21 protein-coding genes are annotated in these 25,197 nt (G+C 62.1%); 11 read left to right on the forward strand and 10 right to left on the reverse strand.

Annotated elements, in window-relative coordinates; translation table 11 throughout:
- Window positions 1–82: 82 nt before the first annotated feature.
- Window positions 83–457, reverse strand: a complete 375-nt coding sequence (locus tag B5526_RS35045; RefSeq protein WP_079544202.1) for a hypothetical protein — start codon at window positions 455–457, stop codon at window positions 83–85.
- Window positions 458–686: 229 nt separating this feature from the next.
- On the opposite strand from B5526_RS35045, the gene B5526_RS35050 reads away from it, so the two are divergent.
- Window positions 687–1,655 (forward strand): SDR family NAD(P)-dependent oxidoreductase, encoded by a 969-nt coding sequence (locus tag B5526_RS35050; RefSeq protein ID WP_079544203.1) that lies wholly within the window; start codon window positions 687–689, stop codon window positions 1,653–1,655.
- A gap of 7 nt (window positions 1,656–1,662) precedes the next feature.
- Here B5526_RS35050 and B5526_RS35055 read toward each other — a convergent pair whose 3' ends face one another.
- From B5526_RS35055 to mddA, 3 genes are all read right to left on the reverse strand, one after another.
- Window positions 1,663–3,399 carry a methyl-accepting chemotaxis protein gene (locus B5526_RS35055; protein WP_079544204.1) on the reverse strand — a complete coding sequence of 579 codons (1,737 nt, stop codon included), beginning with the start codon at window positions 3,397–3,399 and terminating at the stop codon, window positions 1,663–1,665.
- A 118-nt stretch (window positions 3,400–3,517) separates the two neighbouring features.
- Window positions 3,518–4,342 carry an alpha/beta fold hydrolase gene (locus tag B5526_RS35060; RefSeq protein ID WP_079544205.1) on the reverse strand — a complete coding sequence of 275 codons (825 nt, stop codon included), beginning with the start codon at window positions 4,340–4,342 and terminating at the stop codon, window positions 3,518–3,520.
- Between the two features lie 84 nt (window positions 4,343–4,426).
- Window positions 4,427–5,215, reverse strand: coding sequence for a methanethiol S-methyltransferase (gene mddA, locus B5526_RS35065; RefSeq protein WP_079544206.1), 789 nt, complete (start codon window positions 5,213–5,215; stop codon window positions 4,427–4,429).
- 158 nt (window positions 5,216–5,373) lie between these two features.
- Between mddA and B5526_RS35070 the strand changes: the two genes are divergently transcribed.
- The 5 genes from B5526_RS35070 to B5526_RS35090 all read left to right on the forward strand — a co-directional run bounded on the left by B5526_RS35070 (window position 5,374) and on the right by B5526_RS35090 (window position 12,135).
- The gene (locus tag B5526_RS35070; protein ID WP_079544207.1) at window positions 5,374–6,948 is read left to right on the forward strand and encodes a winged helix-turn-helix domain-containing protein; all 1,575 of its coding nucleotides are present in this window, start codon (window positions 5,374–5,376) and stop codon (window positions 6,946–6,948) included.
- Window positions 6,949–7,800: 852 nt separating this feature from the next.
- The gene (locus B5526_RS35075; RefSeq protein WP_079544208.1) at window positions 7,801–9,156 is read left to right on the forward strand and encodes an ABC transporter substrate-binding protein; all 1,356 of its coding nucleotides are present in this window, start codon (window positions 7,801–7,803) and stop codon (window positions 9,154–9,156) included.
- A gap of 165 nt (window positions 9,157–9,321) precedes the next feature.
- Window positions 9,322–10,359, forward strand: a complete 1,038-nt coding sequence (locus B5526_RS35080; protein ID WP_079544209.1) for an ABC transporter ATP-binding protein — start codon at window positions 9,322–9,324, stop codon at window positions 10,357–10,359.
- A complete protein-coding gene (locus B5526_RS35085) occupies window positions 10,356–11,288 on the forward strand; it encodes a carbohydrate ABC transporter permease (protein WP_079544210.1) in 933 nt (310 codons plus the stop codon). Before B5526_RS35080 ends, B5526_RS35085 begins: the two co-directional genes overlap by 4 nt.
- Before the next feature lies 1 nt (window position 11,289).
- Window positions 11,290–12,135 (forward strand): carbohydrate ABC transporter permease, encoded by an 846-nt coding sequence (locus B5526_RS35090; protein ID WP_079544211.1) that lies wholly within the window; start codon window positions 11,290–11,292, stop codon window positions 12,133–12,135.
- A gap of 284 nt (window positions 12,136–12,419) precedes the next feature.
- Here B5526_RS35090 and B5526_RS35095 read toward each other — a convergent pair whose 3' ends face one another.
- Together B5526_RS35095 and B5526_RS35100 are read right to left on the reverse strand one after the other, a co-directional pair.
- Entirely contained in the window at window positions 12,420–12,716 is a 297-nt protein-coding gene (locus B5526_RS35095; protein WP_154071615.1) for a hypothetical protein, read from the reverse strand.
- Window positions 12,717–12,726: 10 nt separating this feature from the next.
- Window positions 12,727–13,668 (reverse strand): acetamidase/formamidase family protein, encoded by a 942-nt coding sequence (locus tag B5526_RS35100; RefSeq protein WP_079544213.1) that lies wholly within the window; start codon window positions 13,666–13,668, stop codon window positions 12,727–12,729.
- A 192-nt stretch (window positions 13,669–13,860) separates the two neighbouring features.
- On the opposite strand from B5526_RS35100, the gene B5526_RS35105 reads away from it, so the two are divergent.
- From B5526_RS35105 to B5526_RS35115, 3 genes are all read left to right on the forward strand, one after another.
- A complete protein-coding gene (locus B5526_RS35105) occupies window positions 13,861–14,664 on the forward strand; it encodes a YdcF family protein (RefSeq protein WP_172842174.1) in 804 nt (267 codons plus the stop codon).
- 84 nt (window positions 14,665–14,748) lie between these two features.
- The gene (locus B5526_RS35110) at window positions 14,749–15,534 is read left to right on the forward strand and encodes a DUF169 domain-containing protein (RefSeq protein ID WP_079544214.1); all 786 of its coding nucleotides are present in this window, start codon (window positions 14,749–14,751) and stop codon (window positions 15,532–15,534) included.
- Between the two features lie 53 nt (window positions 15,535–15,587).
- Window positions 15,588–16,766, forward strand: coding sequence for a saccharopine dehydrogenase family protein (locus B5526_RS35115; protein ID WP_079544215.1), 1,179 nt, complete (start codon window positions 15,588–15,590; stop codon window positions 16,764–16,766).
- A gap of 9 nt (window positions 16,767–16,775) precedes the next feature.
- Here the strand turns inward: B5526_RS35115 and B5526_RS35120 are convergent, their stop codons facing one another.
- On the reverse strand, window positions 16,776–17,972 hold the full coding sequence (locus B5526_RS35120; RefSeq protein WP_079544216.1) for an FAD-dependent oxidoreductase: 1,197 nt from the start codon (window positions 17,970–17,972) through the stop codon (window positions 16,776–16,778).
- A 123-nt stretch (window positions 17,973–18,095) separates the two neighbouring features.
- Here B5526_RS35120 and B5526_RS35125 point away from each other — a divergent pair, with 123 nt between their 5' ends.
- Window positions 18,096–18,611 (forward strand): MarR family winged helix-turn-helix transcriptional regulator, encoded by a 516-nt coding sequence (locus tag B5526_RS35125; protein ID WP_079544217.1) that lies wholly within the window; start codon window positions 18,096–18,098, stop codon window positions 18,609–18,611.
- Here B5526_RS35125 and B5526_RS35130 read toward each other — a convergent pair.
- From B5526_RS35130 to B5526_RS35140, 3 genes are all read right to left on the reverse strand, one after another.
- A complete protein-coding gene (locus tag B5526_RS35130) occupies window positions 18,586–19,851 on the reverse strand; it encodes an O-antigen ligase family protein (RefSeq protein ID WP_079544218.1) in 1,266 nt (421 codons plus the stop codon). The two genes, B5526_RS35125 and B5526_RS35130, sit on opposite strands and share 26 nt — an antisense overlap.
- 51 nt (window positions 19,852–19,902) lie before the next feature.
- Window positions 19,903–21,450, reverse strand: a complete 1,548-nt coding sequence (locus B5526_RS35135; RefSeq protein ID WP_079544219.1) for an undecaprenyl-phosphate glucose phosphotransferase — start codon at window positions 21,448–21,450, stop codon at window positions 19,903–19,905.
- Between the two features lie 116 nt (window positions 21,451–21,566).
- Window positions 21,567–22,700, reverse strand: coding sequence for a glycosyltransferase family 4 protein (locus B5526_RS35140; protein WP_079544220.1), 1,134 nt, complete (start codon window positions 22,698–22,700; stop codon window positions 21,567–21,569).
- A 274-nt stretch (window positions 22,701–22,974) separates the two neighbouring features.
- Between B5526_RS35140 and B5526_RS35145 the strand changes: the two genes are divergently transcribed.
- Entirely contained in the window at window positions 22,975–25,191 is a 2,217-nt protein-coding gene (locus B5526_RS35145; RefSeq protein ID WP_079544221.1) for a GumC family protein, read from the forward strand.
- The last annotated feature ends 6 nt before the right edge of the window (window positions 25,192–25,197 follow it).

Genomic DNA, 25,197 nt, shown 5'->3' on the forward strand with positions numbered 1-25,197 from the left:
GCTTGCTTGCTTGGATAGCACCGCCGGGCATAGCCGTCCGAAGGACGGCGTCGCTTTCGCTCGCCTATGCCCCCCGGCGGTCCTAGGCTGAGGCGGTGAACAGCGCCATCGCGCGCCAGCGTTCCAGCCACGGTCGCGGATGAACGATCGTCTTGAGCCGGGATTCCCAGCGGCCGGGGTGATAGGTCTCGATGGCCACGCGCCAGGCGTCGCCTTCCTTCCATTCGATGCTGAGCACGCGCTCGCGCGCTTCGGCGGCCTGGCCGGAGGCGTCGATGGTAAGCAGCAGGGGCGAGCGGTGCGGATGGTAGGCAACCGTCAAACCGTCGCGCTCGGCGACGAGAAATGCCGAGGGATTGTGTTGTGAGCGGCCGTGCTTTCTGACGAACCTTATCGCCAGCGCCCGCGCCTCGTAGAGTGTGGGAGCCCAGTCCGGATCATCGGTCAAGATCTTCATGGTACGTTCCCGAAATCGTTCCGGCTATCGAGCGTCATTTTAGGCGGATTTCATGTCAAAAAATAGCGCCAAGCCGCGCCTTGGCGCGGCCTCGCGAAATCCTGGGATCGGTCGTTGTTCCCGGCCTATCGACCCCGCCGTTCGCCAAGCACAACCTTGCACCACGGTTTGAACGAAGCTAGAGACGGACAAAGAGAGTTCAACGGAACTGGGAGGTTAGCGGTCTGCCATGAAGGATTTTGCCGGAAAGATCGCTGTGATCACGGGCGGCGGTACGGGCATGGGGCGCGAACTGGCGCGCCAGCTGGTGGCCGAAGGCTGCAATGTCGCGATGTGCGACGTCTCGGCGGACGCCATGGCCGAAACCAAGCAGCTTTGCGAGGTCGAAAAGCTGCCGCAGGGCCTGCGCGTCACCACCCATATCGCCGACGTCTCGATCGAGGACCAGCTAAAACGCTTCCGCGATGAAATCACAGAGCAGCAGGCGACCGACAAGATCCATCTGTTGTTCAACAATGCCGGCATCGGCGGCGGCGGCAGCCTGTTCACCAACACCAGGGACCAGTGGGAAAAGACCTTCAATATCTGCTGGGGAGGGGTCTATCTCGGGGTCCGCACCTTCCTGCCGATGCTGCTGAAGGCCGATGAGGGCCACATCGTCAACACCAGTAGCGTGAACGGGTTCTGGGCCTCCGTCGGCATGGGCGTCGCGCACACCGCCTATAGCGCCGCTAAATTCGCGGTGAAGGGATTTACCGAAGCACTGATCAACGATCTCCGGCTCAACGCGCCGCATATCAAATGCTCGGTGGTGATGCCCGGCCATATCGGCACATCCATCGTTTCCAACTCCCGCAAGATCCAGAGCGGCAGCGAATCCGAACGGCTGAACGACAATGAGCTCCTCGCCACCCGCCAGCGGCTGAAAGGCATGGGCGTCGACACGGCGCCGATGTCGGACGAGGATATTCAGCAGATCGCACTCGATCGCGCACGCAGCTTTCGCGACGAGGCGCCGACCACCGCAGCCCAAGCCGCAAAGATCATCCTCGATGGCGTCAAGGCCGAGCGCTGGCGCATTCTGGTTGGTGACGACGCCCATCGCCTCGATGAGCGCGTGCGGCAGACGCCGGAACGCGCCTATGACGGCGAGTTTTATCAGAGATTCGCGGAAGACGTCGGCTGGCGGCTGGGCTGACGTGGCGTCACGCCGCGCGAACGCTGTCGAGGAATTTCTCGAACTCATCCTTGAGATGCGTGCTGACGTCGGAGAGTTCCTGGGCTGATTTCAGCATCAGGCCCGACGTCGTTCCGGTTTCGCGGGCTTTGCTCGCGACCTGCTCGATATTGTCAGCGACATCGAGGGTGCCGGAGGCGGCGGCCTGGACCCCTTGCGCGATGCTTTGGGTCGCGGTGCCCTGCTGCTCGACCGCGGATGAAATCGAGGTGGTGATCTCGCTGATGCGCTCGATGGTCTGCCCGATCGCCTTGATGGCGTCGACCGACTCTCCCGTCGCGCGTTGCATGTTGACAATGTGCGCTGATATCTCGTCGGTGGCCTTTGCGGTTTGGCCCGCCAGCGTCTTGACCTCTTGCGCGACCACCGCAAATCCCCGCCCGGCGTCGCCGGCGCGGGCGGCCTCGATGGTGGCGTTGAGCGCGAGCAAATTGGTCTGTTCCGCGATCGAGGTGATCAGCTTCACCACGTCGCCGATCCGGTCGCCGGCCGCCGTCAATTCCGCCATCCGCTGATCGGTTGCGTCGGCCTGCTTGACCGCATCGGCCGCAACCCCGTTCGATTCCTGAACCCGGCGGCTGATTTCGACGATCGACTGCGACAGCTCGTTCGAGGCGGCGGCGGCGTTACGGACGTGCTCCGAGGCTTGCCGCGAAACATCGGCGGATTGGCCCGACATTTCCGCCGTCGAATGTGCGGTCGCCGACAGTCTTTGTGCGTCCTTTTCGAATTGCCCCGAGGAGCTCAGCACCCGCTCGATGATTCCGCCGACCTTGGCACGGAAATCCTCGACAAACCGATTGAGCTCTGCCTTGCGCTTTTCCACCGCAAGCTTCTCGGCACTGATGCGCTCGGCCTCGAGCTGGCGCCGCTCGATCCGGTTGTTCTTGAAAACATCGATGGTGCGGGCAATCGCGCCGATCTCGTCGTGCCGATCAGCGTGCCGGACTTCGACGTCGGTCCTCCCCTCGGCGAGAACGGTCAGCGCCTCGGTCACGGCCTTGAGCGGCTTGGTGACGCGGTGGACGATCAGCATCGTGATCCCGAGCACCAGCAGAGCCGCGATCGCCGCCGCAATCGCCATGGCCCAGAGCGCCTGCGACAACATCCCGTCGAGCTGCCCGGTTGGAATCCCGACATAGACGATGCCGATGACCTTACCGCTCGTGCCGAACACCGGCTGATAGGCCGTGTAGAAGCGGCGGCCGAACAGCATCGCCGGACCCTTATAGGCCGCACCGCGGCGCAGGACGCCTTGCGCCGGATGATCAGGTGCGAGTTGCGTGCCGACCGCGCGGTCGCCATTTTCCTTTTTCACATTGGTGGTGCGGCGAACGAATTGCTGCGAGGCCTCGTCATAGACGAACAGCGTGGCGGTGCCTCCGACATAAGAGGTTGCCCGGTCCACGATCTTGTGGTCGGCAAATTCCGGCATCTGCGGAATCTCGATGCGCTGAACCACGCCGTCGCGAATATCGAGCTTTGCGTTTGGAAAAGTCTCGCCGAACGCGAGACTGAGCGTGCGCAAATTGGCGTCGATATCGCGCTCGGCGCGGGCGTCGAACTCGCGCGTCAGCGACCAGTAGCCAGCGCCAACCACCAGTGCAGTATTCACGGCGATCAGAAGAGCGGCGCTCATGACGGCCTTGGGCCCAAGATTAAGCCGCAAGCGCGCGAAGCTGGTTGCCTTGATTCCAAACGCCATGCCGGCTCTCCAGGGGACCTGCTTTGATTGTAAGAGCCTATTTTGGGCGATTTCCTTTACTGTCAGCTTAATGGTGGCTAGCTACCTAGATACCGGTCCGCGTCTTCGATGGACGGCATCAAGCGGGGATTCTCGATCGTCGTTCAGCCCGATGCACGTGCAACGCGATCAAGCGCGCCACTTCATTGGCGTGGGTTGCGATCATAAAATGCGCGGCTCCCTCAATCGCCCCGACAGTGGCCCCTTTCAGTCGCGCACCAAGCAGGACATTGGCGCGTTGCACCGCAGGGTGACTTGCGCCGCCCCACAGAACGAGGGTGGGAAGCCGGATTGTAGCCAGCAACTCCGCGGAGAGCGGAAAACCAAAGGCACTTGCCCAATCAAGGACGTTTACCGCGGTCGTCTCCACGGCGTAAGCACGAACCCGCGGTGGCCAGGACGCAAAGGTGCCTTTGCCGCCGTAAAAATCGATCATTGTCTCGATCGCTCCGGGGTCACCACCTGCGAAGGCAGCGAAATAGACATCCGTCATTTGGCGGAATGCGCGGTAATGCTGATCCTCCATCGGTTCCCCCAACACCTCCGTCGCGGGTGCCTCGAGGATCGCCAGACTTGCCAAGGGAACCCGGTTGCGTAGAGCCACCGCAAGCGCCACCAGGCCGCCAAAGGAATGACCGACCAGATGGACCTGACCACCGGCCTTTCGGATGACTGACTCCAGTGCTTCGGCTTCGTAAGAAATGGAAGGATCGGATGCGCTGCGGCGTTCGGCGGTTCGGCCATATCCGAGCAGGCTCGTGGTCACGCTACGAAACTGGTTATCCCATGCGGCAATTACGGGCCGCCACGCCGCGCCCGTGCTGCACGATCCGGGCACCAGCACAATTGTCGGCCCGGCCCCGCACTCATCGTAATCGATACGGCCCCGAGTTTCCTCGATCATGGTGGAATCCTTTTTCAACGGCGGGGAGCGGCGTGGCACCGGCCAGGACCGGTGCCACCATCCAGTTGAGCTCGAGTTGATCGGTCAATTCGACCGACGCCATGGCACCAGCATTGACACTCTGTCCTTGTAGCGGCGGTAGTCATCCCCGAAGAGATCGACCAGATCACGTTCTTCAAGCGCGATACCGACCAGGATGTAGGCCGTGGTGACGGTTGCGAACAACAAATGCCCGACCGTCATCGTCGGCGCAGCCCAGAACGCGATGATAAAGCCGAGATAGATCGGATGTCGCACGAACTTGTAGAACAGCGGCGTGCGAAAGCGCGGCGCCGGCATCGGGTTGCCAGCGAGATTGTTGGCGACCTGATGCAGCCCGAACAGCTCGAAATGGTTGATGAGGAACGTGCTGGTCAGCACGATCAGCCAGCCAACCATGGAAAGTCCGGTGATCACCATGGCGATTTGCGGATCGTCGATTTGCGAGACCACGGTCGGAATCGGACGCCACTGCCAGAACAGCAGGATGAGCGCCAGGCTCGCGAACAGCACATAGGTGCTGCGCTCGACCGATTTCGGCACGTATTGGGTCCACCATTGTTTGAACTGCCTGCGCGCCATCACGCTGTGCTGCAGGGCGAAGACGGACATCAGAACAACGTTGACGATCAGCGCTTCTGTGACCGGCGCGACCGGGCCGGCATCGATGGTCTTATCGATGGTCTTGGGCACCACCAAACCTGATACGAAGCCGATGGCGTAGAGGAACGACACAAAGAACACGAGATAGGCTGCGAGCCCATAGAGAAACGCAGTGAACCTGGTTATTGGATTTCCCCGTATCTCCGGGCTGACTGTGTGGGTCTGGGTCATGGCCTCCTCCAATCGAACGCAAAGGGATCGCAATTGCGAGTTGCAGAGGATGCCGAGAATTCGCCCGAAAGACCTTGCCCGATGCTTGATTTGTGCTTGAGATGGGCTTGATTATTCCTTGAGAGCGGCGTCGAGTTCTCTGGCTTTGGGGCACCGCTGTGCAATTTCTGTTTGGCAACCATACCCTCGACCTCGACCGGCGCGAATTGCGCAATGGTTCCGAACCGATTGCCATTGAGCCACAGGTATTCGACCTGCTGGTTTATCTGGTTGAGAACCGCGATCACGTCGTCAGCAAGGACGATCTTATCGCTTCGGTCTGGGGCGGCCGGATCGTCTCGGATTCGACGCTGACAAGCCGCATCAACGCGGCGCGCAGGGCGGTCGGCGATAGCGGCGGCGACCAGAAGCTCATCCGCACCATCCCGCGCAAGGGCCTCCGCTTCGTCTGCGCCGTCCGTACGCAACCAGATTTGGGCGAACCGCTGCGGGCCGGACGGCCGGCCGATGAAGTCGCCGAGGCGTCGCGCCCGGCGCTGCCGCTACCCGACCGGCCCGCGATCGCCGTACTTCCCTTTATCAACATGAGCGGAGACCCGGAGCAGGAATATTTTTCTGACGGCATCAGTGAGGACATCATCACCGCACTGTCGAAGCTGCGCTGGTTCTTCGTGATCGCGCGCAACTCTTCGTTTATCTACAAGGGCAAGGCCGTCCACATGAAGCAGGTCGCCGCGGAGCTCGGCGTCGGCTATGTCGTCGAAGGCAGCGTGCGCAAGGGTGGCGACCGCGTGCGCATCACGGCGCAGCTCAACGACGTTGCCACCGGCAGCCATATCTGGGCTGAGCGCTACGACCGCGCCCTTGCCGACGTTTTCGCGGTGCAGGACGAGATTACCGAGGCCATCGTCGCCGCCATCGAGCCGCAGCTTTATGCTGCGGAAAACTTTCGTGCCTCACGCAAGCCGCCGAACAGCATGGACGCCTGGGATTTGGTGGTGCGGGCGTTATCGCATTACTGGCGGGTGACGCGACAGGACAATCTGGTCGCGCAAGCCTTGCTCGAGAAGGCGATCGCCATCGATCCGAACTACGGTCAGGCGCTCGGCGTGCTCGGTGCCAGCCACACCTTCAGCGCTCACATGGGCTGGGCGGATATGGCGAAGGCTGCGCCGATCGCCGAGCGCGCGGCGCTGGCGGCGATCCGGGCCGACAGCGAAGACCCCTGGGCGCACCACGCGCTGGGCACCGCTTATTTGTTCATGCGGCGCTTTGACGATTCGTTGGCCGAATTCGAGCTGGCACTGCGGCTCAACCCGAACTTCTCGCTGGCACAAGGCTATTACAGCCTGACATTGTCCTATTGCGGGCGTTGGGAGGAAGCCAACACTGCCGTGCGCCGTGCCCTGCGGCTGAGCCCGCGTGATCCCTTCACGGCAGTCTATTGTGGTGTTGCGGCCTACGCACAATTCGTCGGACGCAATTACGAGGAGGCGATGCGCTTCGCGCGCGACGGCATCCGGCAACGCGGTGATTTTGTCGGCGCCCACCGCGTGCTGACAGCCGCCGCAGGCATGGCCGGACACCATGACGTCGCGCGCGCCGCATTACAGGAGCTCCGCCGCGCGCAGCCCAATATTTCGCTGGCCTTTATCGCGAACCATATGCCCATCAAGCAAGACGCCGATCGCGAGCATTATTTGGAAGGTTTTCGCCGCGCGGGTTTGGAGTAAGGCGCGTACTCATCATGCGACATGTTTGGTGCGGCTTGCACGATGTCCGCTATGACTCCGATAGCTGCCAAATTCTGCGGTGCAGCGAAATGACGCGATGTGCCGCGCTCGGACATTGGGGCAGCCGCCTCACTGTGACGACGGCGATCTCGGCCGAAGAGAGTTTGTGCCGGTGCTCGGCAGGTTTCTCTTGGTTTCGGCTAACGTCCTTGCGGCCTGCAAAAAGCCGATCGGCTCCCCGGCCGACCGGGCTCCGGCCGAGCGCGCTATTGCGCGTTGGCTGCGGTGCAGCACGTGAATGTTCAACCTCGTGCGGCGGAATGTCTCTCCCCGTCGGCCATTCTTTTTTGTGGCCGTGCTGAAGAGGGAGTATCATGACTTGCACCGCCGGGGGCGGCTCATGCTCAAGAGTGGTGGAGCGCGCCGACTGACCTTGGTGGTGCCGCCCGGTCCATCGGCTGTCGCTGACGGCCGGCGCTGTATCGATGTGTTCTACAGGGGCCCCAATGGTCATTTGTGGACGAACTGGTGGGATGGTCGGTTGTGGAGCGCGCCCACTGACTTAGGCGGGGTTGAGCTATCGTCGGAGCCAGCTGCCATTGCTGGTGGGCCCTAGGGTATCGACGTATTCTATCGCGGCCCGAATAACCATCTTTGGACCAGCTGGTGGCCGGACCAACCAGGAGGTCAGTTTTGGAGCGCGCCTGCGGACCCAGGGGGCGAGGCTCTTACATCGGCGCCCATCGCAGTCGAGGAACTAGGCTAAGGCGTTTTCAGCGCCAGCCTGCGAACGAGCCCCACCACGTTGCCGTCTGGTTGGTCAAGACAACGACTTGTCAGGAGGAACCAAACATGCGCTCAGGACGAAAAATTTCCAGGTCAGCCGTCACACGACGAGGGTTCTTGAAGCGGGTGGGCGCCGCCGCTGCAGCTGTGGGTCTGGCGCCGGCGGTTTCGTCGCCCTTTGTGTCTACCGCTCTTGCACAGGCCAAGACGCTAAAGATCCTCCAGTGGAGCCATTTCGTGCCGCAGTACGATAAATGGTTCGATGGTTTCGCAACGGAGTGGGGCAAGAAGAACGGCGTCACCATAACCGTTGATCACATGCCGCATCTGGAGCTACCGGCGCGCGCCGCGGCCGAGGTTGCTGCGGGAGCCGGACATGACATTTTTGCCTTCAATGGATCGGGCGGCCCACACCTGTTCGAAAAACATGTCGTCGATCTCAGCAGTCTCGTCAGCGAGGTGGAGAATAAGCACGGCAAGGTCCAGCCGATCGGTCGCCAGATCGCGTACAACGAGGGTACGAAGGTCTGGAGCGCGCTTCCGGCCTACTACATCCGGTTCCCCGGCCTTTACCGGAAGGACCTGTGGGACGAGATCGGGATGAAACCCGATACCTGGGAAGATATCCGCGTCGGTGGGGCCAAGCTGAAGGCAAAGGGCACCCCGATTGGTATCGGGCTTGGGCACTCCGTCGACCCGAATCTCTCTTACCGCAGCATGCTGTGGAGCTATGGCGCGTCTGAATGCGACCAGACGGGCAAGCGGGTCACCCTCAACTCCAAAGAGACGCTCGAGGTCGTGAAGTTCGTTCGCGCCCTTTATAAAGACGCCATGGAACCGGAAGTCCTGTCCTGGGACGATGCCGGCAACAACCGGTATCTGGCGTCCGGTCGAGGTTCATGGATTCACAACCCGATCTCCGCATACCGGTCGATACAGAAGGCCAACCCCGAATTGGCCGACAAGATCTACATCTGGAAAACGCCGGCCGGCCCTGTGCGTAGGTTGGCGTGTGGAGCGCCCAACTCCTACGTAGTCTGGCGTTTCGCGCGCAACAAGGACACGGCAATCGAGTTCCTGCGCCACTGGACTGACAATTGGGTGGCAGCCTTCGAGGCGAGCACGGGCTACAATCATCCGCTGTTCGAGAACATCTTGCCCAAGCCCATGCCGATCTTGTCGAACGACCCAACCTCGCACCCAGCCGACAAGCTGCAGGTGCTGGAGACCGCCAATGAGTGGCACGCCACTTATGGCTATCCGGGACCGGCCGGAGCGGCGTCGGACGAGGTCGCGGACAATTTCATCCTCGTCGACATGATGGCCAAGGCCGCGACCGACAAAGCGACGCCAGAGGAAGCGGTCGCCTGGGCGCAGAAGGAGATCGAGCTGATCTATAAGAAGTGGTCGGAGGTATTATGAACCGATGCCAACAGCGGGGCGGGCGGATAGAGCTGCTCGCCTCGCGAAATGTCAGCGCTTCCGTTACCGGCGAACGTTGATACCGATCGGGCAAGGCAACTGCAGCCTGCCGGACGCGGAGGGCAGCTTTAGGCGTTCCTTGCTCAAGGCACAGAGGAAGTCCAGATGGCCGCGGTTGGTACCAAAGACATCAGGAAGGATTTCGGTGACGTCGCTGCCGTCGATGGTGTCAGCTTATCGGTCCGCGACGGCGAGTTTCTGGTGCTGCTCGGTCCATCGGGTTGCGGCAAGACCACCTTCCTGAGGATCATCGCCGGTCTCGAGCGGCAAACGTCCGGCGACGTCCTGATCAACGACGAAATCGTCAATGACATCACGCCGCGCGCGCGGGGCGTCGCCATGGTGTTTCAGACCTATGGCCTCTATCCGCACCTGACTGTCGCCAACAACATCGCATTTCCGCTGAGGACGCAGGGTACGCCACGGTCCGAGATCAAGCGCAAGGTCGATTGGGCCGCCGGCCTGCTCGGCATCGACCACCTACTTCACCGGCGTCCCCGCCAGCTTTCGGGAGGCGAGCGTCAGCGTGTGGCGCTGGCCCGCGCGCTCGTACGCAATCCAACCGTGTTCCTGCTAGATGAACCGCTGTCCAATCTGGACGCAAAGCTACGGGCAAGCGCGCGCAGTGAGCTGAAGCAGTTCCAGCAGAAGATAGGAACGACCACCATTTACGTCACGCACGACCAGGTCGAGGCCATGGGCATGGGCGATCGCATCGCGGTTATCGACCATGGCAAGCTCCGACAAGTCGGAACTCCAAGCGAGATTTACGACCACCCCGCCGACGATTTTGTCGCGAGTTTCCTCGGCACCCCGCCCATGAACCTGGTCGAACATAAGGATGGACTCTTGGGCTTTCGGCCGGAGCATTTCCTGCCGCGGGAGATGCTCGACGGAGCCGCTCTCTCCGAGCTGCCCTTCCGCATCGACCGCATGGAGTATCTCGGATCGGAGCGAATCTTGTACGGCGCGCTGGATGGCTTCCAGGCAAAGCGCGAAGTCACGGCGAAGCTGCCGGCCCACGTTCCGCTGTCTGGCATCCGCGCCGGTGAATGGCACAAATTTGCGGTTCGGGAAGCTGAGCTGCGCTATTTCGACCGGGACGGTCGGTGTACGGTCAGCCCCAAGGAGCAAGCTCGATGAGCGTGATCGCCCAGGCAGCCGCGCCCCGTCGGCTGGCGCGATCGCGGTTTACGTTCGATCGGCTCGAGGTGCTCGGGCCGCTGTTCATCCTCCCCGCGATCCTTTATGTCGTCGTGCTCGTCGGGCTGCCATTCCTACTTGCCCTATATTACAGCGTCAGCGCCTACAGTATCTTCAATCCGAGCTACACGTTTGTCGGGTTGAAGAACTTCCGCGAGGTCATCGACAGCGAGATATTCCGGCGGACGCTGGCCAACACCCTCATCTTCACGATCAGTTCCCAAATCATCGGCCTGCTGCTGGGCAAGATCGGCGCCATGCTCCTGATGCAGGAGTTCCCGGGGCGCCGGCTTGCCCGCGCGCTTATCGTTCTGCCCTGGGCAGTACCGGTGTCACTGGCGACGCTGGCCTGGGTGTGGATGTTCGACTCGCTCTACAGCGTCATCAACTGGACGCTGGTCGCGGTAGGATTGATCGATGCGGCAAACCGGCCACAATGGCTTGGGCAAGAGGATTTGGCGATGATTGCCGTGGCGGTCGTGCATGCCTGGCGGTTGTTTCCTTTCGGCGTCGTGATCTTCCTTGCCGGATTCACGTCGGTGCCGCAGGATGTGCTCGATGCCGCCACGATCGACGGTGCGGGCTTCTGGCGGCGCAACTATCAGATCATCTTGCCGATCATCGCCCCGATCATCATGATCGCTGTGATCTTTGGCACCGTGTTCACCTTCACGGATCTCAGCGTCGTCTATTTGCTGACGAAGGGCGGACCGATCAACAGCACGCAGGTGCTCGGCTCGCTAGCGTTTCAGGTGGGTATCCTCTCGGGCGATGTCGCTCACGGAGCGGCCATTTGTCTCTTCCTGTTCCCCTTCCTCTTGGTCGCGGTGATCCTGCTCTTGCGGTCGCTGCGGCGGCGGGAGATTTGATATGCCGCGGCTTGCCAGGAAAGTAGTTGGGCAGAGTTCGTTTTATGCCGCGGTGGTTACTTTGGTTGTATTCGCCGCGTTTCCCTTCTATTGGATGCTGATCACCACCTTCAAGACGGACGGCGACCTCTACAATCTCAAGTCCATCCCTTATTGGTTCAACGCGCCACCTACGCTTGAGCATCTCAAGTATTTGTTTGAAGAGACGCTGTTCGTGCAGTGGCTGTCCAATTCCGCCCTTATCGGGCTTTGTGTCGTGGCTATCACTCTTCTCGTGGCCCTGCCAGCCGGCTATGGGCTAGCGCGCATGCCGGGCCGTAGCGGCGAAAATCTGAGCATCGGCATCTTCCTGACCTATCTGGTGCCGCCGACGCTTCTGTTCCTGCCTCTCGCGCGAGTGGTTACGTTGCTCGGATTGCAGGACAGCCTGTGGGCTCTTGTCGTTGTCTACCCCACTTTCACCATCCCGTTCTGCACCTGGCTGCTTATGGGCTTCTTCAAGTCGGTGCCGCGGGAGATCGAGGAGGCCGCAATCGTCGACGGCTGCACTGTCGTGGGAGCATTCGTGAAAACGGTCCTTCCCCTTTCGGTGCCTGCCATTCTGACCGTAGTGATCTTTGCGTTCACGCTAACGGTGCAGGAGTTCGTGTACGCGCTGACCTTCATCTCCTCTTCCAGCGAGAAGCCCGTTACTTTGGGAGTCGCGACAGATTTGATCCGCGGAGATATTTTTTATTGGGGCGAATTGATGGGCGCGGCGCTCATTTCCAGCGTCCCGGTGGCGATCGCTTATAATCTCTTTTTGGACCGCTTCATCAGCGGCATCACAGGCGGCGCGGTCAAATAATCGGCCATTTCCGGGCTGCGCCTAGCACGCACTGGCTCCCGGTGCCGCGAGACCATCAAGCTCCGAGGTCCACAGAAAATTCAGGCGGGGATGACGCGCAATCGCGCAACAGAACATGCTTTGACGGCAACATGACCGAGTTGGGTCATTCTCGATCGAATTGATCTGTCTGCGTCATGTCCAGCACCCCAACTAGCGACTGGATAGCGGACATCCGGATTGGCAACTTCGTGCCAGAAGCCGACATCACAGCTATCAGAACTCGACGCCCTCAGCAGAGCGCCCTACGGATTGCGTGGGCGCACGGTGACTGTATCGCCGATTTCGAAGGACATTAGGTCCTCACCAACCTGCAGCGGGCCACAATAGGTTTCGCGCGTTCCCGCCACGACATCGTCAACGCTTGCCCGAGGAACCCTGTCGCTGGCGAGAAAGACCAGATGCGTAAAGGCGGCCAATTTCGGCTTGGCCAAAGAAAACACCTGTCCAGCTTCCCGGGGACTAGTGTGGTGGGCGATGACGCGCTGGATGTAGATATTTGACAGCAGTTCAGGTCGTGCGATGCAGACCTCGTGAATCAAATCGATTGAATCACCCGTGCACGACACTCTTCGCGATCATGCAATGGATGCCCTTGGAGCCATTGACCGTCTGCGTCACGCGCAAATCGGCAGCCAGGCTGCAGAGCGTATAGGCGTCCTCGCGCGACAGGTTCCGCTTTTCGCCGAGCAGCACGATCATGTCGCGCAGCGCGCGCACCACGCACTGATCGAGGTCGGGATCCATCGCCATGGTCATGTAGTGCGAAGGCGTCTCAGCGCGGGGATAATTCAGCCGCAAATCCTTGCGCAGCGTCAGCCGAAAGCGTCCCTGCAGCGCGGTCTCGATGGCGGTGACGCAGACTTCGCCGTCGCCTTGCACGCCATGGCCGTCGCCGCAGGAAAATAGCGCGCCCGGCACGAACACCGGCAGATAGAGTTTGGCGCCCGGCGTGAGTTCCTTGTTGTCGAGATTGCCGCCCATCGCGCGCGGGATCAGCGAGGTGATGCGGCCCCAGGCCGGGGGTGGCGCCACGCCCATCACACCGAAAAACGGCCTTAGCGGCAAATCGAGCCCCCAGGGCAGCCGGCCCACCATCCGCTTTTGATCGAGCGGAATGTTGAGCAGCCGGGTTTCGTGGAAATCGTCGGGCAGGGTGCCGGCGAGCGGCCGGATCACATTGTAACCCCAATCCTGCCGGAGGCTGATGTCGAGAATCTCGACCTCCAGCACGTCGCCGGGCTCGGCGCCCTTGATTGCGACCGGTCCGGTCAGGATATGACCCGGCACCATCCGCTCGCTTTTGGCGTGAACTTCGCCGAGTTCGGGCGGGACGTGGAATTTATTGGGGTCCGGCACCACGTCGGGACCGCCGCTGATGGTGTCGATTGTCACCTCATCGCCGCTGTCGATGGTGAGCACGGGCTTCAGCTTGGCTTCGAAAAAGCCCCAATGGCAGGTCTCGGGGCTGGAATGCAGATGATGATGCGTCATGAAGGGGGCTTCTCGTCTTTCTGTTCGTCATTGCCGGGCAAAAGCGCGAAGCGCGTCTTCGTGCTAAATGACCCGGCAATCCATCTTCTTTGAAAAAATCACTTTTGCGAAGAGAGATGGATACGCGGGTCAAGCCCGCGTATGACACTGAACAGGAGGTTCGACGAAACGTCCATCCGAAAGAGAAATCCCTTGTTTTTTGTGCTCTCCAAGACGCTCGGCGTCATGCTGTTGCCTGCCAATTTCCTGCTCGGCGTGGGGATCGTCAGCGTGATCCTGATGGCGACGCGGTTTGCGCGCTTAGGCCGGGCGCTCGCGGTCGCCTCGATCGTGCTGCTTGCGATCTGCGGATTTTCCCCGCTTGCAAGCTGGCTGCTTTATCCCCTGGAGCAGCGATTTCCACCCTGGAACGCCGCGCGCGGCGCGCCGGACGGGATCATCGTGCTCGGCGGCTCGATCGATGCCGATCTTTCGGCCACGCGTGGTACGCCGGTGGTCCGAAACGCGGCTGACCGCATCATCGCCGCGGCGGCGCTTGCCCGGCAATATCCGAATGCGCGCGTGTTGTTCTCCGGAGGCAACGGGAATTTGCTCTCGAACGATGCCAAGGAAGCCGACCAAGCCGGCGCCATTTTGGAAAGCCTCGGGATCGCCAAATCGCGGCTGATGATGGAACGGAGTTCGCGCAACACCCAGGAGAACGCCGAATTCTCAAAAGCGCTGGTCGCACCGAAAGCGGGGGAACGTTGGCTGTTGGTGACATCGGCCTTCCACATGCCGCGATCGATCGGCCTGTTTCGAAAGGCGGGGTTTGCCGTGGAGCCCTATCCGGTTGATTGGCGGGTCGGCGGGCGCGAGGACCTCGTCACGTTTGGCAACATCGCGGTTGACGGGCTGGGACGAACCGACGTTGCGGTGCGTGAATGGCTCGGTCTTTTGGCGTACCGGCTCACCGGCAAGATCGATGAATTGCTGCCGGGACCGGCGGAGAAGTAGAAGCAGCTGTCGCAACGTGGCATCGATCGGGCTAGAATTGACGAAACGGGCGCGCTTCCGCGCGCCGACTTGGGAGGTTACGCCATGCAACAGCAAACCCCGCCGGAGCCCTTCGATCTGGCCGGCATGGTCGCCGATCTCAACAATCTGCTGCGGCTGAAAACCACCGTGATCGGCATGAAAATGTTCGCCACCGTTGAGGAGATGGCGGCAATCCCGAAGATCAGGCGTCCGACCGCGACGCATACTACAGACCAGATCGTCAGCATGGCCTCGCGGCTCGGCTGGACCGTTGGCATCACCGCCGACGATCTCGTGGGCGCGCAGTGCCGCGCGGTGATCGGGCTTGCACCGCAGGACGAGAAGTGGCTCGCCGGTGAAGCCTATGTCGGCGTCTGGCACGAGAACGCCCAGGACGCGCGCAAGCGCCAGGAAGCGCTCGACGTCGTTCCGCACGGCCGATATCAGGCGCTCGCGGTGAGCCCGCTCGCCAGCGGAAGATTGAACCCGCCGGATATTTGTCTGGTCTATGCGACGCCGGGCCAGATGATCATCCTGATCAACGGCCTGCAATACACCGGCTACAAGAAGTTCGAATGGGGCGTGGTGGGCGAGACCGCGTGCGCGGATTCATGGGGGCGGGCGCTGAAAACCGGTGAGCCCAGCCTGTCGCTGCCGTGCTTTGCGGAGCGCCGTTATGGCGGCGTGCCGGACGAGGAGATGCTGATGGCGCTGTCGCCGGCACATCTTGCCAAGGCGATCACCGGCATGAAGGCGCTGGCGAAGAACGGCTTGCGCTATCCGATCGCGCCCTATGGTATCCAAAGCGACGTCCGCGCCGGCATGGGTGTTTCCTACGCCAAGAAATAAGTGCTATCCGACCGGTCCGGCGCGAGCCCACAATTCTCTCCCAGGATTAGATTATGAAGTCTTCGTCGAAGTTCGACATCGTTGTCTATGGCGCTACCGGTTTCACCGGCCAGCTCATCGCCGAATATCTGGCCACGCATTATATCGGCAAGAACGATCCGAAATGGGCGATGGCCGGCCGCAGCCTGGAAAAGCTTGCTTCCGTGCGCGACGCAATCGGCGCGCCGGCCGATACGGCCTTGATCAAGGCCGACGCCAGCGATCCCGCGTCGCTAAAGGCGATGATCGATCAGACCAACGCGGTCGTCTCAACCGTCGGCCCGTATCAGCTTTACGGCTCCGAATTGGTCGCGGCCTGCGCCGCCACCGGCACCGATTATGTCGATCTCTGCGGTGAGCCGGTATGGATGCGCCAGATGATCGATGCGCACGAGGCGACGGCGCAATCAAGCGGCGCCAGGATCGTATTTTCCTGCGGCTTCGATTCGCTGCCCTTCGAACTCGGCGTGTTCTTTTGTCAGGAGACGGCCAAGAAAACGCTGGGCGCACCGGTTAGCCGCGTCAAAGGCCGCGTCCGCGACATGACGGCAACAGTTTCGGGCGGCACGGTGGCCAGCATGAAGGCGAACTTCGCGGCCGCGGCGAAAGACCTAAGCCTGGTCGCGCTGCTCCGGAGTCCGTTCGTCTTGACGCCGGGCTTCGAGGGTCCAAAGCAGCCACCGGGCAACAAGCCGGTGTTCGATCAGGACCTGGACGCATGGACCGCGCCGTTCGTGATGTCGACCATCAATACCCGCAGCGTCCACCGCTCGAATTTCCTGATGGGCTTTCCCTACGGCAAGGATTTTGTCTATGACGAGATGGTGCTGACTGGTCCGGGCGAGAAGGGTGAAGCTGACGCCAGGCGCGTCGCTGCCGCTAATCTGGATAAGGTCGGCCCCGGCGCGCCGAAGCCGGGCGAGGGTCCATCGAAAGAGGAACGGGAGAACGGCCTTTACGATCTTCTGTTCGTCGGTCTCGCGCCGGATGGACGGCAAATTCGCATCGCCGTCCGCGGCGATCGCGATCCCGGCTATGGTTCGACCGCAAAGATGATCGCGGAATGCGCGATTTGCCTGCGCGAATCGACGGATGTCAAAGCCGGTATCTGGACGCCTGGCGCTGCCATGGGTAATCGGCTGATCAGGCGGCTGGTCGATCACGCCGGCCTGACTTTTGAGGTAGAGAAATAGGTCCCCGCATCACACCGCACGCGGATCGTAGCTGTACATCCAGCTCTGGCCCTTCGATGCGAGCGGGATCAGCATCTTGAACATCTGGTTGCGGATCCATGCGCCGGCCGCACTGAACTCGCCCTTCTGGTTGCCATTGCGGCGGGCGGTGGCCACGATCCGCTCCGCGCGCGGGCGGCGTTCGCTTTCGAACCTCTGGAAGATTGCGCCGAGTTCCTGTCCGTCCTGCAACAGCCGGGCCAGCCGCATGGCATCCTCCAGCGCCAGCGAAGCGCCCTGGCCGGCGTGCGGGCTGGTGGCGTGCGCGGCATCACCAATCAACAGCGTCCGTTTTCGCGACCATGTCGGCAAGGTCGCGACGTCGAGTGTTGCCGTGACGCCGATGTTTTCGGCCGCTTCCAAAAGTCGCGGGATCGGGGCGTGCCAACCGGCGTGGAAGTCGAGCAGGTGCCGCCTCAGCGCATCCTGGTCCATGGCGCGGAAAGTCGCGGCGTCGATGCCGTGCGACGGTTGGGTGCTCCACCACATCACGCCCTCGCGCGGATCGGGGCTGCAAAAGCCATAGCCGAAAAACCCGCTCTGCCCGAACGTCGTCTCGACGCGTTGCCCGATCGAGGTGTTCTCGAGCAATGATCTCGGCAGAAAACCGCCAAAACCAATGAGGCCGGTATCGAAGGGCTTTGGGCCATCGGGGATGACGTGCGTGCGTACCGCCGAATGCACGCCGTCGGCGCCGATCAGGAAATCGCCCTCGGCGCTCGAGTCGTCGGAAAAGTGCGCGACGACCGGCTGGTCGGCGCGGTCTTCGATGCGCACCAGCCGTTTCTCGAAGTGGAGCTCGACGCTTTCGCACCAGGCCTTGTCCAGGATCGCCGCATTAAGCGTGGCGCGGCACATATTCACCGCGGGCTGGCCGAAGCGCGCTTTCATGTCCCGGTTGATGGAACCGAGCCGGCGTCCTGATTGCGAATAGAAATCGAATGATTCCGCGATCGAGCCGCGGCGGATCATCTCGTCGGCGAGGCCGATTTCGGCCAGCACATGCATGCCGTTCGGCGCAATCTGCAGGCCGCCGCCGATGCCGGTCGAGTACGGCCATGCCTCGAACAGCTGCGCCTCAATGCCGGCCTTCCTGAGCAGGATCGCGGTGACCGGGCCGGCAATGCCGGCACCGATGATGAGGGCTTTTTGGGCGCGTTTCGTCATGTCTTGCTCCTGATGTCGCAGGGGGTTAAGAAGGTACAGCTGCTAACTATCTTAGTAGCTAAGATATCACTCGACTAAGATAAGAGGCCGGCGTTGTCAAGAACGAAATTGCGCGCGGAATTGATGCAGGAACTGGAACACGCGGTGCGGCGGGCGTCGGCGCAGGGCGTGATCTTCGGGCAGACCGTCGCCGACCGCGCCGGTATTTCGAATTCCGACATGGACTGCCTGGATTTTCTTCTGCTGGAGGGAAGGGTCACCGCAGGCAGGCTCGCCGAAATCACGGGATTGACGACGGGCGCGATCACCGGCGTGGTGGATAGGCTGGAGAAGGCCGGTTTTGTTCGTCGCGAGCGGGATGCGGATGATCGCCGCAAGGTGTTCATCACACCTATTCCGGAAAACATTGCGAAGTTCGGAAAGCTCTACGAGCACATGCAGCGGGCCATGCTGAAGGCATGGGAGGCCTATTCGGACGCAGAGCTGCGGTTGTTGCTCCGGTTTGCGACGCAGAGTTACCACACCATGCTGGCGGCGACCGCGGAACTCAAGGCGATGATCGAGGCGCCGAAAGAAAAGCGCGCCAAGGAGCCCGCAAAGGAGCGCGCCAAGGCTACGAAGCCTGTGCGGGCGCCATGAGCGGCTGGTCGGAGGCTGTCTTGTAGGCTTGCGCGGCCGCGAACATCCCCCACATCGCGCCCAGCATCATCCAAAAATGCCGCCAGTGGTCGGTGTCGATCACAAAGCTCTCGCCGACCGTGCCGAGGAACGCCGAGAAGATCGCAAGATAAGCCCGCTGCCAGGGCACCGGCACGAAGAGGTGGCGAAATCCCGTGATGACCGTGACGAACACCAGCGCGGGATAGCTGACGCCCGAGAGCCAGCCACCGGACATGAACGCGTTCAAATAGGAATTGTGGGTGTCCTCGGGGAAATAATTGTGGAACTGCAGCGGGCCGATACCGAAGGGCAGGTCGAGCGCCATCTGCGCGCCCAGAATGTGCCGGCCGAAGCGGCCGAACCGCCCCTCGTCATAGCTTTGATCGAAACTCGCGCGCTGTTTGAACATCTCGCTGATGGTATCGAACGACAGCAAGACCGCGATCAGCAGCACCACGATGATGATTGCGACCACCGACATCACGATGATGCGCGAGCGCTGGCCGCGCGACTGGCTGGTCAAGACCATCAGCGCCAGCATGAAGGCCGAAGTGATCGCAAGCCCGCCCCATGCCGCGCGCGAAAACGCCAGCAGGATCGCGAGCGCCATGATGCCAAGCGCGATGGTGCAGCGGAACGATTTTGCGAAGTGGTCGGAGACGACGCTTTGCAGCACGAACAGCGAGGGAAGGATCAGGAACGCGCCCAGCACGTTCGGATCCTTGAAGGTGCCGCGTGCCCGCTCATACAGCGTCAGCAGGTCATGGCCGCCTGGGACGAGATTAAAATAGCCGGCGATGCCCGCAATTGCCGCGATCATCCCGCCGACGATCAGGCCGCGGCGGAGCATGTCGAGTCTCGCTGCGGTATCCTCGGACACCACCATCGCGAAGAACATCACGGTGACCGCCATGTACCAGGACGTCGCGATCCAGTTCGCGACCTCTGGCTTGTCGAAGAACGGGATGGCGCCGATGGAATAGCCGACGTTCAACAGCACCAGCAGCAGCAGCAGCGGCATGAACACGAGCCGCAGCCGCAAGCCGGTTGCAAAGAAGATGACGGTAGCCGCGAGCGTCACCAGCTCATAGGGGCTCGGCTCGACGAAGACGATTGCGCCGCTTGCCCCGACCAGCCACACCAGCGCGCGTTGCAGCGCGACCACGCGCGGCGCCGCTACCGATAAAGGAAAGTCCCCGGCCGTCGCCGCATACGCCATCACACACTCTTAAAACGCAACGCAACTCTTACGCACGCCGAACCGTGGCGCCTAATAGGCATTCTCGTTCTTCGTCACCAGCGCCAGCGGCGTCTTGAGAAGAATGTAGAGATCGAACAGCACCGACCAGTTCTCGATATAATAGAGATCGAACTCGACGCGCTTCTGGATCTTCTCCTCGCTGTCGACTTCGCCGCGCCAGCCGTTGATCTGCGCCCAGCCGGTAATGCCGGGTTTGACGCGATGACGCGCGAAGTAACCGTCGACCGCTTCGTCGAACAGCCGGCTCTGCAATTTGCCCTGTACGGCGTGTGGACGCGGCCCGACCAGCGACAGGTTGCTCTTGAACACGACGTTGAAGAGCTGCGGCAATTCATCGAGGCTGGTCTTGCGGATGAAGCGGCCGACCCGGGTGACGCGGGGATCGTTCTTCGTCACCACCTTGGAGGCGGTCGGGTCCGCTTGATGATGGTACAGCGAGCGAAACTTGAAGACGTCGATGCGCTCATTGTTGAAGCCGAATCTTTTTTGGCGGAACAGCACCGGGCCCGGGCTGTCGAGTTTGATCGCAAGCGCGACCAGCGCCATCACCGGCAGCGCCAGCAGCAGAATGATGCCGCCGACGACGTGGTCGAACAGCCACTTCATCACCAGGTCCCAGTCGGTGATCGGCGCCTCGAATACGTCGAGCGTCGGGACCTTGCCCAGATAGGAATAGGAGCGGGGGCGGAAGCGCAGCTTGTTGGTGTGGGCGGAAAGCCGGATGTCGACCGGCAGCACCCACAATTTCTTCAGCATTTCGAGGATCCGCGTCTCCGCCGAGATCGGCAGCGCGAACAGCACGAGGTCGACGCGGGTGCGGCGGGCGAATTCGACGATATCGTCGACCTTGCCGAGTTTTGCGCTGCCGGCGCAAGTTTCCAGCGCGCGGGCATCGTTGCGGTCATCGAACACGCCGAGGATATCCAAGTCAGAGTCGTCCTGGACCTTGAGCGCCTCGATCAGCTTTTCGCCGTTCTGGTCGGAGCCGACGATGATGGTGCGGCGGTCAAGCCGGCCATCCCGCGCCCAGCCGCGCACCAGCGCGCGCAAGAAGAGCCGCTCGGCGATCAGCCCGGCGAGGCCGACGCAGAAAAACGCCGAAAGCCAGAGCCGCGATACCTCGCCGCCAAGCTTGGCAAAGAACGAGGCGCCGATGAATAGCAAGAACACAAACGCCCAGGACGAAATCATCCGCGTCATCTGCCGAAGCTGGCCGCGGAACACCTGGACTTCGTAGATATCGGCGGCCTGGAAGCAGACCACGGCGGTCGCCGTCATGCCGATGATGGCGGCGACGTATTCCCAATGGAAGCCGGAAATCGGCACGACATAACCCAGATAGAGCGCGATGCCGACGAAACTGAGCAGCACGAAATCGGCGAGGCGCACGGCGCCCGCGATCACGATCGGCGAATAGGCCCGGCGCACTTTCTGGTTGGTGACGGCGAGTGCTGCCGCTGACAGGCGCCGGCGCCGTTCGATCGGAGGGCGATCCGCCGAGGAGGCCGCCGCGGAAGCCGCGGCATCTAGCATCGAGCGTGCGTTGATCGGTTCCACTGTTCCCAAGTCCGTATCCTGCGCAGACACATAGGCATACGCAAACCGAGGCGGAATTCCCCGGCTGACGGCTTAACGGACAAATCGGAAGAAACTGTTATCGTGGTAAAGAACGGTTAACGGTCCGCGAACGCCTGGCCGTAGCCGGCCAAAACCCCCTCAACCATCGCCTTCTGAGAGAAATGCATCAGCACTCTCTCCCGGAGCGATTTTGTGCGCGCCATCGCGGCGTCCGGATCCTCGAGCGCGGCCTCGATCGCGTCCGCCATCGCGCCCGTGCTATTGGGGGCGAACAGCCCGTCCGTATGCGAGCCGAAAATCTCCGGGATGCCGCCGACATTGGCGGCCACCATCGGAATTCCCGCCGCCGCCGCCTCGATCACGACATAAGGCATCGAATCCCCGCGGGAGGGAACCACCAGCACCTTGCCTTTCGAGAAACCATAGCGCGCCTTGACATGGCCGATGAAGCGCGCCGCCTGGCCAAGGCCGAGCCTTTGAATTTGCGCCTTGAGGGTTTCCAGTTCCTCGCCGTCGCCGGCGAGCGTCAACGTCACCCCTTTGCCGTCGGTATGCAGCCGCGCCACCGCATCGATCAGAAGGTCCGCGCCCTTGATGTGCCTGAACTCGCCGACATAGACGATGTCGGTGGCGTCGCCCGCTCTCGTGACGGGATCGAACTCGTCCGCGGTCACGCCATTGAAGACGCAACGCACGAGCCCGCTCGGTGTGCCGATGGTGCGCTGATAGGTATCGCGGGCGAAGGCGCTTTCGAACAGGAACAGATCGGTGGAATTCATCAGCGCGCGCTCGAGCCGGCTAAAGAGCGCACCCTTCAGCGTCTCCAGCGGGTAGTGCAACGAGCCGCCATGCGGTGTGTAGACCCGGATGCTGTCTTTCGAGTGCGGCTTCAGGCGGATGAAGGCGCCGGCCTTGGCGCCGTGTCCGTGCAGGACATCCGGCTTCAGCCGCCGGATCAGGCCCATGAAGCGTGCCCATACCAGAAGGTCCGTCGGATAGGGTTCACGGTGAATGGCGATGCGATAAACGCCAAGCTTCAGCCGCGGCGCGATCTCCGTGAGTGCCGCCTCGGCGCGCGCCCCGCCGGTCAGGCTGTCGGCGATGATGCCGACCTCGTGGCCGCGCTCGGCCTGTCCGTTGGCGAGGTCGAGGATGTGCCGGAAGATTCCGCCGACCGGCGCGCGCACCGCGTGCAGGATACGAAGCGGCCGATCTGCGATCATGGGCATGATCAGAACCAGCGTTCGCCGGCCGTGCGCATGCAGCCCGGCAGTGCGAGCGCAGCGAACAGACAGACGATAGCGGCGCGCACGCCTCGCATCGGACAACCCAGGGGAAATGTTGATTCCGATTAAGGACTTTCATGGTTAACAAAGCATGACGGCATTGGCCACAGGCCCGATGTCCCCGGCATCACATCGGCCGAATTAACCCAGCGGCAACCTTAATGGAGTGTAATCGCGCCAGGTTTGGTAGAGTCGCCGTGTCTTGCGGGAGTGTGCGATGCGTTTGGCGTTCTGGCGTGCGACGAAGGACAGGGCCTTGATCCAGAGGGCCATCTCGAAGCTGGCGCCAGCTCCGTATAAGCCGGCCGCCGCGTCCTTATCGGGCGATCTGGACTTGGCCGCGCTTGGCCAGTCGCTGATGCGCAACCGGCGCTGGATCATCGTTCCGACGGTGATAGCCGCCGTGTTGTCGATCGCCGCCGTCAATCTGGTAACCCCGCGATACAAATCCGAAGCGCGCATTCTGATCGACGGGCGCGAGAACGTGTTCCTGCGGCCGAGCGGCGAGCGCAACGAGGAGCGCACCGCGCTCGATGCCGAGGCTGTCACCAGCCAGGTCCAGCTATTGCTGTCGCGCGATCTTGCGCGCGAAATCATCAAGAAGAACAAGCTCGGCGAACGGCCGGAATTCGATCCGGTGCTGCAGGGCTTTTCGCCGCTGAAATCGCTATTGGCCTTGTTCGGCATCGGCCGCGATCCGTTCTCGCTGACGCCGGAAGAGCGCGTGCTGGACGCTTTTTTCGAGCGCTACGCCGCCTACGCGGTCGATAAATCACGTGTCGTCGTCATCGAATTCCAATCGCTCGATCCGGATCTGGCGGCGCGCGTCGCCAATTCGATCGCCGAAGGCTATCTGGTGCTGCAGCAGAATGCGCGGCAGGAGCAGGCCAAGGGCGCGAGCCAGTGGCTGTCGGGCGAGATCGACAATCTGCGCAGGAAGGTCTCCGAGGCGGAATCCCGGGTTGAGGATTTCCGCTCGAAATCGAGCCTGTTCGTCGGTACCAATAATACCACGCTGTCGAACCAGCAGATGGGCGAACTGAATACGCAGCTCAACAACGCCCGCGCGCTGAAATCCGACGCGGAATCGAAGGCGCGGCTGATCCGTGAAATGCTCCAGAGCGGCAAGCCGATCGAGGCTTCGGAAGTGCTCAACTCCGAACTGATCCGCAGGCTCTCCGAACAGCGTGTCACGCTGCGCGGCCAGCTTGCCGAGCAGTCATCGACGCTGCTCGACAACCATCCGCGCATCAAGGAGCTGAGGGCGCAGCTGGCCAATCTCGACGGGCAAATTCGCGATGAGGCCAGCAAGATTTCGCGCTCGCTCGACAATGATGCGCGCATCGCCGGCGGCAGGGTCGAGGGTCTGGGTGCCAGCCTCGAGCAATTGAAGAAGCAGGCGAGCTCGACCAACGGCCAGGACGTCCAGCTTCGTGCGCTCGAGCGGGAAGCCAAGGCGCAGCGCGACCTTCTGGAATCCTATCTCGCGAAATATCGCGAGGCCAACACGCGCGAGACCATCGACGCGGCGCCCTCGGACGGACGGATCATTTCCCGCGCCACGGTTTCCAATGCGCCTGCGTACCCGAAGAAATTCCCGATCGTGCTGATCGCGACGCTCGCAACCTTGATGCTGAGCGCAGGCCTGATCGCGACCGGCGAATTGCTGCGCATGACGGCGCCGCGCGCAGCCGCCGCGTTCGCGCTCTCGGCGCCGGCGGTTCGTGCGCCGGCCGCTGCCGCTGCCACGGCCGCCGCTGCTCCCGCGCCAGCGTTCACCGAACCCCGGCCGGTGATGAAGGAGGGGCCAGCCAGCGACATCCCGGCGGAGTTCTCCGAGATCGAACAACTCGCCGATAGCTTGCGCCGTGCCGGCGAAGCGGCTCGGAAGGTGACGATCCTCGGCACGGCGTCTAGCGAGAGCATCACCTTGACGGCGCTGACGCTGGCGCGGCTGATCGCGCGCCAGGCGCGCGTCGTGGTAGTCGATCTGTCGGCGTCGTCGCCGACGATGTCGGCGGTATCGGTCGATCCGGCATCCCCAGGGCTTGCCGAATTGATGCTGGGCGAGGCTTCGTTCGCGCAAATCATCACCAAGGACCGGTTGTCGCGGGTTCACCTCGTCAACGCCGGTCGTCCGGGCTTTGACCGCGCCTTGCTGCAATCGCCGCGGCTGACGCTCGCCATCGATGCGCTCATGCGGGTCTACGACCACGTGCTGCTCGACGCCGGCACCGCGTCCGATCTGCCTGCGGAGCTGTTGACGGCGCAGGCGCGCGCGGTGGTGGTGCCGGATGCCTCGATGACCCCCGACGCCCGCGCCGTGATGTGCGATCAGCTCAAGGCGGTGGGCTTTAGTGAGGTGACGATGCTGAGCAAGCCTGCGCAGCCGTCCGACGCTGTCGAGCCGGGGCCGCGGGTGGTTGCGGCCTGAGGGCGG

It is taken from the genome of Bradyrhizobium lablabi (genome assembly GCF_900141755.1).
GTDB lineage: Bacteria > Pseudomonadota > Alphaproteobacteria > Rhizobiales > Xanthobacteraceae > Bradyrhizobium > Bradyrhizobium lablabi_A.

Excerpts from the sequence above, each read along its gene's own strand:
- B5526_RS35140 (WP_079544220.1), bottom strand. The coding sequence starts at position 22,700 with ATGCCCATGATCGCAGATCGGCCGCTTCGTATCCTGCACGCGGTGCGC.
- B5526_RS35090 (WP_079544211.1), top strand. The coding sequence starts at position 11,290 with ATGCCGCGGCTTGCCAGGAAAGTAGTTGGGCAGAGTTCGTTTTATGCC.
- B5526_RS35125 (WP_079544217.1), top strand. The coding sequence starts at position 18,096 with ATGCAGGAACTGGAACACGCGGTGCGGCGGGCGTCGGCGCAGGGCGTG.
- B5526_RS35085 (WP_079544210.1), top strand. The coding sequence starts at position 10,356 with ATGAGCGTGATCGCCCAGGCAGCCGCGCCCCGTCGGCTGGCGCGATCG.
- B5526_RS35060 (WP_079544205.1), bottom strand. The coding sequence starts at position 4,342 with ATGATCGAGGAAACTCGGGGCCGTATCGATTACGATGAGTGCGGGGCC.
- B5526_RS35120 (WP_079544216.1), bottom strand. The coding sequence starts at position 17,972 with ATGACGAAACGCGCCCAAAAAGCCCTCATCATCGGTGCCGGCATTGCC.
- B5526_RS35045 (WP_079544202.1), bottom strand. The coding sequence starts at position 457 with ATGAAGATCTTGACCGATGATCCGGACTGGGCTCCCACACTCTACGAG.
- B5526_RS35110 (WP_079544214.1), top strand. The coding sequence starts at position 14,749 with ATGCAACAGCAAACCCCGCCGGAGCCCTTCGATCTGGCCGGCATGGTC.
- B5526_RS35100 (WP_079544213.1), bottom strand. The coding sequence starts at position 13,668 with ATGACGCATCATCATCTGCATTCCAGCCCCGAGACCTGCCATTGGGGC.
- B5526_RS35080 (WP_079544209.1), top strand. The coding sequence starts at position 9,322 with ATGGCCGCGGTTGGTACCAAAGACATCAGGAAGGATTTCGGTGACGTC.
- B5526_RS35050 (WP_079544203.1), top strand. The coding sequence starts at position 687 with ATGAAGGATTTTGCCGGAAAGATCGCTGTGATCACGGGCGGCGGTACG.
- mddA (WP_079544206.1), bottom strand. The coding sequence starts at position 5,215 with ATGACCCAGACCCACACAGTCAGCCCGGAGATACGGGGAAATCCAATA.
- B5526_RS35055 (WP_079544204.1), bottom strand. The coding sequence starts at position 3,399 with ATGGCGTTTGGAATCAAGGCAACCAGCTTCGCGCGCTTGCGGCTTAAT.
- B5526_RS35075 (WP_079544208.1), top strand. The coding sequence starts at position 7,801 with ATGCGCTCAGGACGAAAAATTTCCAGGTCAGCCGTCACACGACGAGGG.
- B5526_RS35145 (WP_079544221.1), top strand. The coding sequence starts at position 22,975 with ATGCGTTTGGCGTTCTGGCGTGCGACGAAGGACAGGGCCTTGATCCAG.
- B5526_RS35115 (WP_079544215.1), top strand. The coding sequence starts at position 15,588 with ATGAAGTCTTCGTCGAAGTTCGACATCGTTGTCTATGGCGCTACCGGT.
- B5526_RS35130 (WP_079544218.1), bottom strand. The coding sequence starts at position 19,851 with ATGGCGTATGCGGCGACGGCCGGGGACTTTCCTTTATCGGTAGCGGCG.